This window comes from Acinetobacter sp. LT1 (assembly GCF_059800965.1).
Map to the genome: position 1 here is coordinate 207,106 of NZ_JBBAXE010000005.1, position 15,995 is coordinate 223,100.

General features: G+C 38.2%; 13 protein-coding genes. 3 read left to right on the forward strand and 10 right to left on the reverse strand.

Annotated features, from left to right (window positions below; genetic code table 11):
• Positions 1–6: 6 nt before the first annotated feature.
• From xdhC to xdhA, 3 genes are read right to left on the reverse strand one after another with little or no spacing between them, the layout of a single operon-like run.
• Positions 7–990, reverse strand: coding sequence for a xanthine dehydrogenase accessory protein XdhC (gene xdhC / locus WBW42_RS06945; protein ID WP_032055363.1), 984 nt, complete (start codon positions 988–990; stop codon positions 7–9).
• A 6-nt stretch (positions 991–996) separates the two neighbouring features.
• Entirely contained in the window at positions 997–3,372 is a 2,376-nt protein-coding gene (xdhB, locus tag WBW42_RS06950; protein ID WP_032055362.1) for a xanthine dehydrogenase molybdopterin binding subunit, read from the reverse strand.
• A gap of 1 nt (position 3,373) precedes the next feature.
• Positions 3,374–4,873 (reverse strand): xanthine dehydrogenase small subunit, encoded by a 1,500-nt coding sequence (gene xdhA / locus WBW42_RS06955; protein ID WP_032055359.1) that lies wholly within the window; start codon positions 4,871–4,873, stop codon positions 3,374–3,376.
• 261 nt (positions 4,874–5,134) lie between these two features.
• Between xdhA and folE the strand changes: the two genes are divergently transcribed.
• The gene (gene folE, locus WBW42_RS06960; protein ID WP_002118643.1) at positions 5,135–5,683 is read left to right on the forward strand and encodes a GTP cyclohydrolase I FolE; all 549 of its coding nucleotides are present in this window, start codon (positions 5,135–5,137) and stop codon (positions 5,681–5,683) included.
• A gap of 149 nt (positions 5,684–5,832) precedes the next feature.
• Positions 5,833–6,984, forward strand: coding sequence for an extended-spectrum class C beta-lactamase ADC-43 (locus WBW42_RS06965; RefSeq protein ID WP_032055358.1), 1,152 nt, complete (start codon positions 5,833–5,835; stop codon positions 6,982–6,984).
• Positions 6,985–7,052: 68 nt separating this feature from the next.
• Here WBW42_RS06965 and WBW42_RS06970 read toward each other — a convergent pair whose 3' ends face one another.
• The 4 genes from WBW42_RS06970 to hemE form a co-directional block, all read right to left on the reverse strand.
• Positions 7,053–8,936 (reverse strand): Lnb N-terminal periplasmic domain-containing protein, encoded by a 1,884-nt coding sequence (locus tag WBW42_RS06970; RefSeq protein WP_068791390.1) that lies wholly within the window; start codon positions 8,934–8,936, stop codon positions 7,053–7,055.
• 70 nt (positions 8,937–9,006) lie between these two features.
• The gene (locus WBW42_RS06975) at positions 9,007–9,477 is read right to left on the reverse strand and encodes a DUF3015 family protein (RefSeq protein ID WP_002118800.1); all 471 of its coding nucleotides are present in this window, start codon (positions 9,475–9,477) and stop codon (positions 9,007–9,009) included.
• A gap of 145 nt (positions 9,478–9,622) precedes the next feature.
• Entirely contained in the window at positions 9,623–10,417 is a 795-nt protein-coding gene (locus tag WBW42_RS06980; RefSeq protein ID WP_017398629.1) for a DUF817 domain-containing protein, read from the reverse strand.
• Between the two features lie 5 nt (positions 10,418–10,422).
• Complete coding sequence (hemE, locus tag WBW42_RS06985; RefSeq protein ID WP_017398630.1) at positions 10,423–11,496, reverse strand: uroporphyrinogen decarboxylase; 1,074 nt, start codon at positions 11,494–11,496, stop codon at positions 10,423–10,425.
• 301 nt (positions 11,497–11,797) lie between these two features.
• On the opposite strand from hemE, the gene WBW42_RS06990 reads away from it, so the two are divergent.
• Complete coding sequence (locus WBW42_RS06990) at positions 11,798–13,039, forward strand: L,D-transpeptidase family protein (RefSeq protein ID WP_284105562.1); 1,242 nt, start codon at positions 11,798–11,800, stop codon at positions 13,037–13,039.
• A gap of 118 nt (positions 13,040–13,157) precedes the next feature.
• On the opposite strand, the gene basJ is transcribed toward WBW42_RS06990, so the two are convergent.
• The 3 genes from basJ to basH all read right to left on the reverse strand — a co-directional run bounded on the left by basJ (position 13,158) and on the right by basH (position 15,952).
• Entirely contained in the window at positions 13,158–14,327 is a 1,170-nt protein-coding gene (gene basJ, locus WBW42_RS06995; protein WP_032055351.1) for an acinetobactin biosynthesis isochorismate synthase BasJ, read from the reverse strand.
• A gap of 124 nt (positions 14,328–14,451) precedes the next feature.
• Positions 14,452–15,207, reverse strand: a complete 756-nt coding sequence (locus WBW42_RS07000; protein WP_032055350.1) for a 4'-phosphopantetheinyl transferase family protein — start codon at positions 15,205–15,207, stop codon at positions 14,452–14,454.
• A 10-nt stretch (positions 15,208–15,217) separates the two neighbouring features.
• Positions 15,218–15,952, reverse strand: a complete 735-nt coding sequence (gene basH, locus WBW42_RS07005; protein WP_032055348.1) for an acinetobactin biosynthesis thioesterase BasH — start codon at positions 15,950–15,952, stop codon at positions 15,218–15,220.
• Positions 15,953–15,995: the final 43 nt, after the last annotated feature.

Here is a 15,995-nt window from a genome sequence, read left to right on the forward strand (position 1 = left end):
TTGGGATCATTTTTTTACATCAAATACTTGTAATAATTGAGCAACTACTGCAATGGCAATCATTGCAGGTTGTTTCGATGAAATTCCTTCTACCCCGATCGGGCAAACCAAACGTTGTAATGTTTCCTGAGTATAACCACGTATTTGCATACGCTTTTCAAAAATAGCCCTTTTACTTTTTGAGCCAATCATCCCAACATAAGCAAATGGTTTTGCCGCAGGTTTCAAGGCTGAAAAACATAGTTGCAAATCTAATTGATGGTCATGAGTTAATATTAAAATTGCGCCTAAACGGTCAAAATGCTCGATCTCGGCGTCTAAGGTATCAGTCGTTAAGCATTGCACCTGTTGCAGTAAATCTGGTGGAAAAATATCATCACGTGGATCAATCCATTTCACCCGAACACCAATAGGTAATAAACAACGGACAATTGCTTCACCCACATGCCCCGCGCCACAAATCAGCACTTGCATGACATTTGGTTGAATCTGCTGGCCAAATTGCCATTCTTCACTGCTGCCAGAATGAAACTCGAAACTTGGTTGTTGTTCCATATCCATAGTCTGCCAAGTGGATGCATATTGATGTGAGACGTTACGCCATATATGCTTTCCAGCTCGCCATGCTTGCAAACTCCCAGATAAATCCGACGCAATTTCAGCGGGTGATATTTTTTCAAACAATAACCACATTACTCCGCCACAACACTGCCCTAACCGAGCACTGAGGTTAAAGCGTTCAATACGCCTCACACTAGTTTCCGTTTCTTTTAACATTGCTTTAGCGATATCAATCGCCTGAAACTCTAAATGCCCGCCACCGATCGTATCTGACTGCTGCCATTGCTGTTGTAAATTAAACCGCAATAACATGGTTGCACCAACTTCTCGTGGTGTTGAACCATCAGCGCGAACTACTGTGACCAATACCATAGGCACAGCATCGACTTGCCACGCTACAAAATCAGCCCACCATTGTAAATGTTGCATAATCTTCTACATTTTAGCTTGTAGACGGTTAGCCAAAGCCTGTCCTCGTCCAATCGCAATTGCACGTAAAATTTCCTCGGCAGTTGCTGGAGCATTGAGCACGAGCGGAGCTTTTTCGGGAATAGCCGCCTGTACCGCCTGACGAATTGCAGAGAAAACAGATAATGCCAACATAAATGGCGGTTCACCTACAGCTTTGGAGCGGTAAATGGTGTCTGCCTGATTTTGATTATTGAACAGTTTGACATTAAAAATATGAGGAATATCTACACTGGTCGGGATTTTATAAGTTGAAGGCGCATGGGTAAACAAACGGCCTGCGTGTGGTCCCTGCGGCTGCCAATACAGCTCTTCTGTCGTAAGCCATCCCATCCCTTGCACAAAACCGCCTTCAATTTGTCCAATATCAATTGCAGGGTTAATTGACCGCCCGACGTCATGCAAAATATCAGCGCGCAATACTTTCATTTCCCCAGTTAAGGTATCTATTGCGACCTCACTGACCGCTGCACCATAGGCATAATAGAAAAATGGACGCCCCAAATGGTTGACCTGATCATAGTGAATTTCTGGAGTTTTATAAAAACCACTGTCCCATAGTTGTACACGTGCCATATATGCTCGTTGAACCAAGTCAGGAAATGTCCATGAATGACCATTCGCTGTTGAAACCATACTATCTTCAAACTGGACTTGTTCAGCTTCACTTTGACTTATTTCGGCTGCAAGTTTAGCCAGACGCTCACGAATTTTAATACAGGCATTTTGAACAGCTTTACCGTTTAGATCTGCGCCACTTGATGCTGCAGTTGCCGAAGTATTTGGTACACGAGAAGTATCGGTTGCAATTAAACGAACGCTATCGATTGGTAAACCCAACTCATGTGCAGCGATCTGCCGTACTTTGGTATATAGCCCTTGTCCCATTTCTGTACCACCGTGCGTAATCGCGACAGTGCCATCCATGTACACATACACCAGTGCACCTGCCTGATTGTAATGTACGGCATTAAACGAAATACCAAACATTAATGGGGTTAACGCAATACCACGCTTAATGATGTGATTGTTCTGATTAAAGGCATGAATGTCTTGTTTGCGTTTCGCATAATCGCTAGTCTGCAATAATTCAGCTACCAATTTTGGCGCAACATTATCACGGACTTCTGCCCCATAGTGCATACGGTCACGTCCGGCACCGGGCTGTTCAGCAAAGAAATTACGTTGACGAATTTCAACCGGGTCACAACCTAAATAACGAGCAATGTCATCAATAATATTTTCGATGACAAACATGCCTTGCGGTCCACCAAAACCACGGTATGCGGTATTAGAAACAGTATTGGTTTTACAACGTAAGTTACGTAGCTCAACTGCATTTAGATAATAGGCATTGCCAATATGGCAAATCGCACGTTCATTCACTGGCCCAGAAAGATCAGCCGAAAAACCGCAGTTTGAAGCCAGTTGTACCTTTAAGCCTTGCAGAACACCACTGTCATCAAAAGCTACAGACCACTCATAAGCAAAACCGTGACGTTTGCCTGTAGCACTCATGTCATCATCACGATCTAAGCGTAATTTACACGGACGGCCTGTTTTTTGTGCTGCCAAAGATGCAATGCATGCCCACTGTGCCGACTGCGACTCTTTACCACCAAAACCACCGCCCATACGGCGGCTTTCCACACTCACCTGATGCATATTCATGCCTAGTGCATGACAAATCAGCAGCTGCATTTCGGTTGGATGTTGCGTTGAGCAATAGACTTTTAAGCTCTGATTTTCTTGTGGAATCGCATAAGAAATCTGTCCTTCAAGATAAAAATGCTCTTGCCCACCCAGCTCAATAGCACCTGAAAGTTGATGTGCTGCGTTTTGAAATGCCTGCTCAACTTCACCATGGCTAAATTCAACAGGCGGTAACACCCACGATTCTTTTTTAATTGCATCTTGAATCGTTAAAATTGGGGTTTCGGGCACATACTCAATTTTTGCTAAGCGAACTGCCTGACGGGCTTGCTGATAACTCTCAGCAACAACCACGAACAAGGCTTGTCCATAAAACTCAACCTGCTCTTCGGCAAAAATTGGGTCATCTTTTACAATTGGTCCCCAATTATTTTCAACATCAATATCCTTTGCCGAAAAAACTGCACGAACACCGTCAGCCTGACGCACGGCATCCAAATCAAATTTAATAATTTTGCCTTTGGCACAATTTGAAAATCCGACTGCCAAATGCATGGTATTTTCAAGCTCGGGTAAATCATCAATATAGGTTGCCTGCCCAGTTACATGTAAATGTGCACTTTCGTGTGGAATCGAGTCGCCTGCTTTAGCGGATTTTTTAGAAACACTTAAGTCAATGGTTTGATTCATGTTAGATCTCCACCATAGTAATCAAATCATTCACACGAGTAATCGTTTGAGACAGGACTTTTTCTATATAAAACCGCTGTAAACAGTTTTTCGCGACGTGTAAACGATATGCCGAGCTAGCACGTCCATCATCTAAAGGTTGATAGTCTTGCGACAATGCTTCTTGTGCATGAACGATCAATTCTGTTGCAAGTTGTTGGCCTTCCAATATGGCTTCTGCATATTTTGCACGTTTGGGAATAGCAGCCATGCCACCAAAAGCAATTCTTACATTGTGAGCGACACCATCATTATCTAGCTCACATGAAATGGCTGCACATACCGCAGAAATATCTTGCTCAAATCGTTTGGCAATTTTATAGCTGGCAAATTTAAAACGCGTCTGCCCTTCACGAAGTGGAATAACAATCGTCTCAACAAACTCACCGAGCTGTAATGCTGTTTTTTGATAATCTAAATAAAAGTCTTCCAAAGCAATTTCACGGGTCTGCACACCTACACGCAAAATCAATCGTGTAGCTAGCGTAATTAATGCCGGCATTGAATCACCAATAGGCGAACCATTAGCAATATTTCCACCTAGTGTTCCTGCATTTTTAATCGGCATGGAAGCAAAACGGCGCTGTAATTCTTGAAAGTCGGGATAAAAATCTGAAATTTTAATGAGTGCATCACTCAAACTTACATTTGCCCCAATCGTTAAAGCATGGTCTGTGACTACAATCTTTTTCAGCTCTTCAACTTGACCGATATAAAGCATATCGCCCAAATCACGGCCTTGCTTTGTTACCCACAAACCTACATCTGTGCTACCTGCAACAATACGTGCTTGCGGCAACTGTAAACGTAAAGTAGAGAAATCCTGCAAGGTCTTTGGTGCAAAAAATTGCTGACCATGATTATTTAAATACAATGCAGGTAATGCTTTGATTTCTTTTAATACATCAATTACTTTTTGACGTTCTAATACAACACGTGGATAGTCATAAGCTTTTTGTGCTGCATCTAAAATAGGGCGATAGCCTGTACAGCGACATAAGTTTCCAGAAAGATAATCACTGATTTTATCTTTGCTTGGAGAATGTTGTTCATTTTCATACATTGACCATAACGACATGATAAAACCGGGTGTACAAAAACCGCATTGCGAACCATGCATATCGACCATCGCCTGTTGAACTGGATGAAGTGTCCCATCTTGTACAGGCAATAAGCTATGAAGGTCTTCTACTGTAAATAGAGCTTTACCATCTAAAGTGGGTAAAAACTGAATACACGCATTCACACTACGTAATTGCAGGTTGTCATTGACCAGCTCACCAATCACTACCGTACATGCACCACAATCGCCCTCAGCACAGCCCTCTTTTGTACCAGTCTGTCTGGTTTTACCATTTTGAGTATATTCTCGTAGAAACTGTAAAATCGTCATTGTGGGTAGGACATTTTCTACTTGATGCTGACCGCCACGAAAAAAGAAGGTGATTGGACGTTCTGACATGTCTTATCCTTGTGTTTTATAATAATGCTTTTGTGCAAATATGATGCCATGAAGCGATCATTTAGAACTTACCCATATTAAACGCACATTTCATGTCCAACCACTTGACTATTAACGATAAAAAACATGAAATTTATTCATCTTTTATTAAGCCTGCGCAAAACCAAAATAAATATAGTGCGAGGATTTATGAACATCAGGTCATGTTTCTGATACAATGCCGAGCTTGTCTAATAGAGTAAATTTATACGTCTTATGTCAATGCAGCAATCGTACGCAAATATCCTGACTGCCGTCGGTGAAGATCTTGATCGTCCCGGCCTTAAAGATACGCCTGTGCGTGCGGCTAAAGCTTTTTCATATTTAACTTCTGGCTATAGTAAAACTTTAGAAGAAGTCACCAATAATGCTGTTTTCCCATCAGATAACCATGAAATGGTATTGGTGAAGAATATTGAATTCTATTCGCTTTGCGAACATCATCTCCTCCCATTCTACGGCCGTGTTCATGTTGCCTATTTACCGGAAGGCAAAGTTCTTGGTCTATCTAAATTTGCACGTATTACCGAGATGTTTGCTCGCCGTTTGCAAATTCAGGAAAATCTGACTCAACAAATCGCAGAAGCTGTCGCAGAAGTGACTGGTGCTCGCGGTGTTGCTGTAGTCATCGATTCAGCACATATGTGTATGATGATGCGTGGTGTAGGCAAACAAGAATCTACCACCCGTACAGTTTCATTTGTCGGAGATTTTAAAACCGATAAAGAAGCACGTCGTGAATTTTTAAGTGCAGTACCAGAAAGCTATTAATCTGGTTTTACTACCAAAATAAAAGCCCGCCGAAGTTGGGCTTTTTTATATCTATTTAAAGCACTTAACCAATAAAACATAACAATCAAATTAGGTGATTTTTGTTATAAAAGTACGCATCTTTATTTTTAAACGATTTAGAGTTAATCATGCGATTTAAAAAAATTTCTTGCTTACTTTTACCCCCTCTTTTTATTTTTAGTACCTCAATTTATGCGGGCAATACACCAAAAGACCAAGAAATTAAAAAACTGGTAGATCAAAATTTTAAACCTTTATTAGATAAATATGATGTGCCAGGTATGGCTGTGGGTGTTATTCAAAATAATAAAAAGTATGAAATGTATTATGGTCTTCAATCTGTTCAAGATAAAAAAGCCGTAAATAGCAGTACCATTTTTGAGCTCGGTTCAGTCAGTAAATTATTTACCGCGACAGCAGGTGGATATGCAAAAAATAAAGGAAAAATCTCTTTTGACGATACGCCTGGTAAATATTGGAAAGAATTAAAAAACACACCGATTGACCAAGTTAACTTACTTCAACTCGCAACGTATACAAGTGGTAACCTTGCCTTGCAATTCCCAGATGAAGTACAAACAGACCAACAAGTTTTAACTTTTTTCAAAGACTGGAAACCTAAAAACCCAATCGGTGAATACAGACAATATTCAAATCCAAGTATTGGCCTATTTGGAAAAGTTGTTGCTTTGTCTATGAATAAACCTTTCGACCAAGTCTTAGAAAAAACAATTTTTCCGGGCCTTGGCTTAAAACATAGCTATGTAAATGTTCCTAAAACTCAGATGCAAAACTATGCTTTTGGCTATAACCAAGAAAATCAGCCAATTCGTGTTAACCCTGGTCCGCTAGATGCTCCTGCATACGGCGTTAAATCGACACTACCAGACATGCTGAGTTTTATTAATGCCAACCTCAACCCACTGAAATATCCGAAAGATATTCAACGTGCAATTAATGAAACACATAAAGGTTTCTATCAAGTCGGCACCATGTATCAAGCCTTGGGTTGGGAAGAATTTTCTTATCCAGCGCCTTTACAAACTTTATTAGACAGTAATTCAGAGCAAATCGTGATGAAGCCTAATAAAGTGACTGCCATTTCCAAAGAACCTTCAGTTAAGATGTTCCACAAAACTGGCTCAACAAATGGCTTTGGAACTTATGTGGTGTTTATTCCAAAAGAAAATATTGGTTTAGTCATGTTAACCAATAAACGTATTCCAAATGAAGAACGCATTAAGGCAGCGTATGCAGTATTAAATGCAATAAAGAAATAATCGTCTTGTCTAAAAACAAAAAAAGAGAAATGAATAAACTCATTTCTCTTTTTTTATACATTTATTCTTTAAAAGAACCAAACATATCCTAGACTTGATTTCATCCAGTCTTGATGGTTTTGTTGCTCATAGTCCCAATTCAATCGAACGGCATTATTGCGATTAATCACATATTGCCACTGAGTATTTACTCTCAAATTCCATTGGTTTTGATCTTCCCAATATGGCAATTCAATTTGCACCACAGAGTTGAAACGCTCAAACCATTGATTCATACAACCTAAAGTTGGCCCCATTCCTACGCGCCACCCTTTATCTAGATTTGAACCTGTTTGTACATAGGTTTGTACTTGTCCATAGCAAATATGCTTTCGCCCATAGTCTGCAAGACTGTAACCGACCTGAGCATTAAAGCTTGCTACGCCGTGTTGTTTGTCTTCACTAAAGCTTCCATCATGAATGGCTTCTTGACGCCAACCTAAATTAAAACCCCAACTCAGCGGTGTTTTAAATGGTTGAATTGGGTTATAAGAGTTCACTTCTAACAGATCAAGACGTTCTAGTTTTAAATGGTCATTTCGCCACTGCGCGTTACCATTTAAAAATAGTAATTGAGTACCGGCACGATATCCGCCTTGAGGGTCTATTAAGTCATGGTAGGCTTGCCGATGACCAAGTTCAATAAACTTATCTCCTTGAACCTCACCAGCTTTCACTGAAAGATTACGCGCGTTATGACCTTGAGTTGGTTCCTTTGCTGGTCTTTTTGGTTCTTGACGTTGCTTATCTAAATCAATCTGACTTCTGAGTGCTAAAAGCTGACGTAACTGCGGCTGAGCAATGCTTTCTTCAACTTTACGACCAATAAACTGTAGATATAAATCATCGTAAGCCATCTCGAGGATTTTAGCCTGATCCTGCTCAGTAAATGATTTTAAAATCTGAGAAGAATGCTGTATAGGCAGCATCGCAATTTGATGAGCGACCTTCGCCAGTGAGGCACCATGCTGATGAGCTTGGGACAATAATTGGGTTTCTAAAGCAGGTCGATATACAGGAGCTTTGGTGAGTCCCTGCTGCTGCATCGATTTAATGGTTTCCATTGGAATGGATGCATAAGTAAATTTTTCTTGTAATTTAGATTCAGGTTTTACTAAATCCACTAATCCCAACAATCGATAGGCACAGTTATCACTCACAAAGTAATAAGGGAAACTCACATGTTGCATTTCCCAAATGTGAGACACCAAGAAACGTGTTTCCTCAGGAGTTAAATTTAGCTCATATTCCCATAAATCACGGCTTTCAAAATCGCCATATTCTTTTACTTTACGGTAATAAGGCATTAGTGAATATTCACCCGGATACTGCCCTGTTAAACCTTTCCATGCATATGACCAGTTGTCGTTGCCTGCCACCGTTGCTGCATAATTTACAGCATAGGAAACTAAATTTAATTGTTGCTGATCTTTTGGGTCTAAACGCAATAAAGTATGGCCAAACATCGAGCTCGGATTGCCCATAAAATCGGTCGCATAAATTAATGTCGCTTTGTAGGGCTTAATTTGCCCAATCCAATTTTCAAATTCGGTACACTTTACTTGAGGCAATTCATTTTCTTGAATGCCGACTTTTTGCATGAGCCATTGGCTACGCGCAGGGAACTTACAACGAATCGACTGATTATCTTGAGCAGGCATAAATAATGCCGAGATATCCGCTTTCAGCTCTTCTTTTAGATTATTTTTTCCATTTTTTGATAGGAAATAGCCACCGTAAGTGACCTCACTTTTCTGGTTTTTATTGGCATACATGAGCCTTTGCCATGTAATGTCTTGATCTAGATTTTGTTGTTCTGCAATTGACCAATATTTTTGAATAGATGGATTTATATCTGCTGAATAAGCAATATTCACTGCCAAAGAGGCAAAAACTAAAACAACTGACTTCATTAAGCTCATCAATTTTTATCATTAAATATAAGAAAAACCCTGCCATACGACAGGGTTTTCAGTTTCAAACTTATACGTAAGCTTTTAAAACGTCATCTTTAGCCATTACTGTTTGTAATGATGCTAAAACTTGAAGCGTATTTTGATTATTTGCAGAATAGATTTCACCAAAGTTTGCTTTTGAAACTTTAAAGAAACGATCTTTGTCTTGAGGTTTAATTTGCATTAACTCAGCAAGTACGTTCAGGCTTTCACCTTGGCCTACTGCCATATCACGTGCTAAAGCTTCAGCATTTTCATTTGTGAATGTAACCACTTGCGCAGTTACTGTTCCGCCTTGACGGCAGCCTAAAGTACCAAAAGTAATCCCTAGTAATTGGTTAGTAAAAATACCATTTGTTGTTGCAGCAAGAATTTTAGGCACCACTCCTTTTTGGCCAGCCCATACTTGCGTACCCACACCACAACCTACATCGTTATCAGCCATAGCAACACTTGAACCAGCTGCTAACAAAGCAGCTAAAGCTAATTTTTTTAACATAGATGTATATCTCCAAAATCATTATTGATTGTTTCTTATGTATTGTTATGTGTAATTCTTATTACACGATATTAAAGATAGCGAGAAGGCTGTGATTTAGCAATTAAAAAATAAATAATATGATGAAAAGTGCTAACGAAAAAATTTACCTTAGATTCCAGTTACCTTGATTATCTCGATGACCTAATATTTTAAGCACGAGAACCAAACTTAAAAGTAATAATAAATACCATGACCCCAGTTTACCCCAACCTACCATATGCCAAGCATCTACCTGACTTGGATAGAGCCAGATTTTATAAAAAGTACTAATATTTTCAGCAATCCAGATTAGAAAAGCGAGGGTCAACAATACAGGTAACATCGGGATTTTAAATTTATGCTCGTTGAGCTGAAAATAAAGTTTGGTCTTCCAAAAAATAAAAATACTGATCGCAAATAAAATATAGCGAATATCAGGTACAAAAAATTTACTCATAAAGTTTATATATGAGAAAAATGCCAGTAAAAGCATCGTTCCAAAACTTGGGAGTTTTTCAAAAGAAACTTGAAACAGTCGAATTGACCGTGCAAAAAAACTACCTACAGCCGAATACATAAAGCCTGCAAATAAAGGCACAGTTAAAATTTTAAATACCGCAGGCTGAGGATATTGCCATGACGCAATCGCGGGATGCGTTAAAAATATTTCCATGACCATCGCCATGACATGAAATAAAGCAATAACTTTGGCTTCTGCCCATGATTCAAGTTTTAAATATAAAAGACAGATCTGAATCAGCACTGCATAGATAAGTAAATAATCATAGCGATAAAAACCCATATATTCATGGCTTCCCATCGGCGCTGTTAAAGCAAAAGCAATTAAAAGCAGAATACCAAACAAGGCTGCCGAAACAGCCTTGCCGATAAAATGAATGGGTAAAATCAGATGGCGCACAAAAACTATCCTAGATATTTAGCACTATACTCATGCACTGTATCTACAAAGATTTTTGGTTGCGCAGGGTCTACCCACTGGGTAATACCGTGGCCTAAGTTAGCAACGTAACCTGTTTTTTCACCGTTTGCGTAAGCATCGTCTAACATTGCTTTTACTGCTTTTTCAATTGAAGCAGCAGAGCCATATAAAACAGCAGGGTCAAGATTACCTTGTAGCGCTACACGTCCCGACACAATATTACGAGCTGTATTAAGTGGAGTAGTCCAATCTAAACCTAATGCATCTGCACCAGTCGTAATCATTGGCTCTAACCATTGACCGCCACCTTTGGTGAACACAATAACAGGAATACGTCGGCCGTCTTTCTCACGCTGTAAACCTGCAATGATTTTATTCATGTAGTTTAAAGAGAATTCGACGTATTCACGGTGTGCCAATGCCCCGCCCCAGCTATCAAAAATCTGGATCGCCTGAGCACCTGCATCAATTTGAGCATTTAAATAATCAATAACTGAATCTGCTAAATGATCAAGTAAGGCATGCAAAACTTCTGGCTGCGCATACATCATTTGCTTGGTGAAACGGAACTCTTTACTTGAACCACCTTCAACCATATAAGTTGCAAGCGTCCAAGGACTACCAGAAAAACCAATCAGTGGAACTTGTCCACCTAAAGCTGAGCGAATTGTACTTACCGCATTCATTACATAATCGAGGTCTGATTTTGCATTTAACTTGGGTAAATTCGCCACATCTTGTTCAGTACGTACCGTTTTTTGAAACTTAGGACCTTCTCCTGTTTCAAAATAAAGCCCTAAACCTAATGCGTCAGGAATTGTTAAAATATCTGAAAATAAAATCGCTGCGTCTAAGTCGTAACGGCGTAAAGGCTGCAAAGTCACTTCACAAGCAAATTCTGTATTTTTACATAGAGATAGAAAGTCGCCTGCTTTTGAACGTGTTTCACGATATTCAGGCAAATAACGTCCCGCTTGACGCATCATCCATACCGGTGTGGTATCTACAGGTTCGCGTAACAAAGCTCGTAGGAAACGATCATTTTTCAAAGTCGTCATTACCAATCTCTATATTCTTTATGTGGCAGCATCATATCAAAAACATAAAGATTTTTATAATTTCAATTTCACACAAAAAACTCGTCAATCTACTAAAAAATGCATATTTACACAAAAGTCTACTGCAAGCAGCAAGGTTTTCTGCAATACTTGCAACATGTTACATCGGGTCTATTGATATTCTTTTAACCACTAAACTGCCAATCTTGGGCTCATAGAGATGAGTTATTGGTAGTTTTATGCACTTTTAGATTAGATCATGCCCCTATTGCTTATATGAAAATTCTTAAGGTTGAATTACATGTTTGTTCGCTCATTACTCGCTATGAGTTTAAGTTGTATTATTGCTAATGTTGCTTTTGCTGCTTCAACAACTGAGCAACCCCTGAACCCTAAAAAGGTATCAGCTCCTGTAGAAGATCCGATTGATCCTTTAGCAGTAGATGCAGCTTCAACTGTAAAAGCTCAAGCTTCGACACAAATTACCGCTCAAGAACAAAGTGACTTAAATCGAGCGTCAACAACATTACAAAATTTGCAAAAAACTGAAGACCAAAATGCTGATTCAGGTATTGCCGCTTCAGCACCGGTAGCCGTAGCTAAAACGACCACAACAACTGCAAAGACTTCAGCTCCAGCAGTTTCTTGGACATTAGATAGCTTAAATTCGGCTGAATGGTATGAAAATATTGGTAAAGGCCAGTTTCCAGTTTACGCTCGTGCTCACGTCATGCTAAATAATGCACATGCATCACCAGGTGCAATTGACGGTATGAGTGGCAAAAACACTTTAAAAGCAATCTCTTCATTCCAGCAAATGAATGGTTTATCACCTACTGGTGAACTGACTAAAGAAACTTGGGATGCACTAGTTACTAAGCAAATAAAACCTTCATTTATTGAATACACCATTACTGATGCCGATTTAAAAGGCCCATATGCACAATCAATTCCTTCTGATTATGCTTTACAGGCTAAAATGAAAGGTTTGTATTACACTCGTGTTAGCGAAATGTTGGGCGAAAAGTTTCATATCGATGAAGCTTTCTTAAAAACAATCAATCCAACAGCAACATTCAAAAAAGCGGGTGAAAAAATCATTGTTCCAAACGTACGCAATGATTTACCAGAAGACATTCATTTGATTATTGCGCATAAAGGTGCAAAACAATTGTATCTCTTCAATAGCCGTAACCAAATGATTGCGTCATTTCCTGCAACAATTGGCAGTACTGATACGCCTTCTCCGACCGGTACTTACAAGGTAGTTGGTGTGGCTCGTAATCCTTGGTATAGCTACTCACCATCAAACTTTATTCAAGGTAAAAACTTGAAACCTCTTTCTTTACCACCTGGTCCAAATGCACCTGTAGGTAATATCTGGATTGGTTTAAGTAAAAAATCTTTTGGTATTCACGGGACACCAAACCCGTCTTTAATTTCTAAAACAGCTTCTCACGGTTGTATCCGTTTAACGAACTGGGATGCTAATGATTTAGGTAATAAAGTACGTTCAGGCGTAACTGTTAAATTCCTTGAGTAATCCATCTAAAAAGAAAGCCTGCTTTACGCAGGCTTTTTTATTAAATTTTTACTATATCTCACTAGAATACTTAGTTATTGTTTTGATTATAAAAATAAAACCAGCCTAGGTTTACTAATTACACAGCAATTTTTGTATTTAGAATATTCAACATGGTTTGCATTTTAGCTTCTGTTTCTAACCATTCAGCTTCAGCATCTGATCCTTCCACAATCCCCGCACCAGCATATAAGCGCATTTTATTTTCACTGAGTAGACCACATCGAATCGTGACTACCCATTCTCCATTACCCTCGGCATCCATCCAGCCTACTAACCCCGTGTAATAATGTCGGTCATAACCTTCATGATCTAAAATAAACTGCTTAGCAACATGAGTTGGTGAACCACAAACCGCTGGTGTTGGATGTAATTCTAATGCAAGGTTTAATGCATTCGGTGCCTGTTGTTTGAGCATACCTTGGAATTCTGATGATAAATGCAGCATTGTTGATGTTTCTAAAATATCTGGAAATTCAGAAACCTTAAGCTCTACACAATGAGTGGCTAAATTTCTAATAATATTTTCAACCACAATTCGATGTTCATGTTGGTCTTTCTCAGAATGATTTAATTCTTGTTGGCTGACGAAATTTTTTTCAGAAATCGGTGATTTGGGCCTAGAACCGGCCAAAGGATTACTGGTTACAATACGACCTTGTTTTGATAAAAGCAGTTCTGGGCTTGCGCCTAGAATATAATCATTATGTTCTACTGGAATCACAAAATTATAAGCATTTGGATTTTGTTTTAATAAAGCAGCCAATAAATTTTCTGGCTCTTGATGATGGTTAAACTCATATTCAACAGCCTGAGAAAGAACAACTTTTTCTACCTTCTTTTTTTCAAAAGCATCTAAAGCTAACTGTACTGTACCTTCAAATTTTTGGCGTTGAATGAGTAATGATTTATTAATTACCTCAATGTTATTACGTTTTTTTAATGAGTTAATCGTAGAAGATGCTTGTGTTATTTTTTTATGATCAGCATAAAAATTTAAGCTACTTTTCTTTGTAATATCAAAAGGTATAGCACCAATTAAAACTGGATTTTGATGGCCTTGCTTTTTAATTTCTTCAAAACATTTTGCAATCCCCTCATTAAATAGTGCGGTATTTGCTGCAGGTGTATTTAGCGTTTTAACGAATTCGTTCACTTCGAGATAATAATTTTTCGTAGAGAAACATGAAAATTTCTTTTGACCGATATGATCTAAATTTTGCTCTACTGATATTTGAGTCTGCATCATCTGTATATCACCTCTCACATTGATTTTTTTCAAGCAAATTCTGTAGTACTTCTTTTTAAATATAGGAGTATAAAAATACTGAAACACACATTAATGCAAATGATTATTATTATCAATAATAAAATTAGTTTTCAATACAAGAAATTGTAATTATCTCGTTATTTGTATAAAAAAATTGAACTTTAATCTCTAGATTTATCCCGATTGAACTTTCTTGACTAAGGTAAAAATAAAGAAACTCGCCATCTAGTTTTTTAAAATTTATATTTTTAAAATCAATAATTTGCTTATATTTTAAATAAATTACTTTAATGATACTTTCTTTAGCAGAGAATATTACCAAATATAAATATGCATGACTTTTTTGCAGCTTTTCAATTTCTGCTTGTTCGTTTTTATTTAGAAAAACATCATAAAATTCATCTTTCTTTTGAAAAAAAATATAATATTTTTGAGACTCTATATCGATCCCAAATATTTTTTCTTGAACCGTGTTATTTCTAGCATATGCGATGGCATGACATGATTTTTTTGATCCAACATGGCTAATCCCACCTATCACTCCTTCGGGCCATAGGGGTTCCCCATGTTTACCTTGATGAACAACAAAATCTTGTAAATTAATGTTTTGTAATGCATATTTTGCTGCTAAGCGTCCCGTCAAGAACTCTAATTGACGAATGAAGCGTGAGCTTTTTATATTCGGTGGAAGAAATATATTCAGCTCCTGATAGATATGATCAAGCTGAGGTATTTCTTTGATTTGGTTGAGCTGGACTTTATGTATATCTAACCCGAAAGCTGTTAGCTTTTCATATTGAATATTTATTTCATCCAGACATGAATTAGCCCCTCTACTTAACTGCTTCTCCGTATTCATAGCCTGTACTTTATTCAATATTCACGGTCAATGTTTCAACGATGGCAGCAATGTTTTTAAGCATCTTTACTCGGGTCTCGGGATTGAGAAAGTAGAAATGGTCCCCTTCAAACTCAATACTTCCTAACCAATTTTCTGTGTGTTGTTGCCATGCATCCATCATTCTCTTATTAGGAATATCAGGGTCCTGTTTGCCATAAAATGCAACGATCGGAACCTCAGTCTTGTGTATGTTCTCGCTAAGCAATTGATCACTAAGATAGAAGTCATTACGAATGATTTTGAGAAAGAATGTGAGTGCATCCTGATTATTTAAAATTTCGTCAGGAAAATTATTGTATCGTTTTAATTCATCAATAATTTTTTCATCAGTTAGCTCATGCTTGTACCGCATATGTTGAATATAGTGATGCTCAGGTCGGCTACTTATAACGATTAATCTCAACTGATCAATTATGGGTTTTTCATTCAAATAATTGAGTACTTTCCAAATCAAGCCACCTCCCACACTATGTCCAAATAAAATAAACGGCTTGTCTGAGTAAGCTTGTATTTCATTGGCAATTTGCATAGCCAATAGATCAGGTTCATCAATCAATGGTTCATTTATTTTTATACCATGACCCGAATATTCAATAGGAATAATACGAATATTGTCAGAGATCTGCTTTTTCCATAGATGATAAATACTTGCGCTACTCCCCGCAGGCGGTAAACAGAACATATTATATTGATGTTTATTCACTTAAGAATTCTCCAAATATTAAGCATTTTTCTTTTATAAAAAA

Coding starts and splice junctions, on each gene's coding strand:
- xdhC (WP_032055363.1), bottom strand. CDS start 990: ATGCAACATTTACAATGGTGGGCTGATTTTGTAGCGTGGCAAGTCGAT.
- xdhB (WP_032055362.1), bottom strand. CDS start 3,372: ATGAATCAAACCATTGACTTAAGTGTTTCTAAAAAATCCGCTAAAGCA.
- xdhA (WP_032055359.1), bottom strand. CDS start 4,873: ATGTCAGAACGTCCAATCACCTTCTTTTTTCGTGGCGGTCAGCATCAA.
- folE (WP_002118643.1), top strand. CDS start 5,135: ATGCAGCAATCGTACGCAAATATCCTGACTGCCGTCGGTGAAGATCTT.
- WBW42_RS06965 (WP_032055358.1), top strand. CDS start 5,833: ATGCGATTTAAAAAAATTTCTTGCTTACTTTTACCCCCTCTTTTTATT.
- WBW42_RS06970 (WP_068791390.1), bottom strand. CDS start 8,936: ATGAAGTCAGTTGTTTTAGTTTTTGCCTCTTTGGCAGTGAATATTGCT.
- WBW42_RS06975 (WP_002118800.1), bottom strand. CDS start 9,477: ATGTTAAAAAAATTAGCTTTAGCTGCTTTGTTAGCAGCTGGTTCAAGT.
- hemE (WP_017398630.1), bottom strand. CDS start 11,496: ATGACGACTTTGAAAAATGATCGTTTCCTACGAGCTTTGTTACGCGAA.
- WBW42_RS06990 (WP_284105562.1), top strand. CDS start 11,798: ATGTTTGTTCGCTCATTACTCGCTATGAGTTTAAGTTGTATTATTGCT.
- basJ (WP_032055351.1), bottom strand. CDS start 14,327: ATGATGCAGACTCAAATATCAGTAGAGCAAAATTTAGATCATATCGGT.
- WBW42_RS07000 (WP_032055350.1), bottom strand. CDS start 15,207: ATGAATACGGAGAAGCAGTTAAGTAGAGGGGCTAATTCATGTCTGGAT.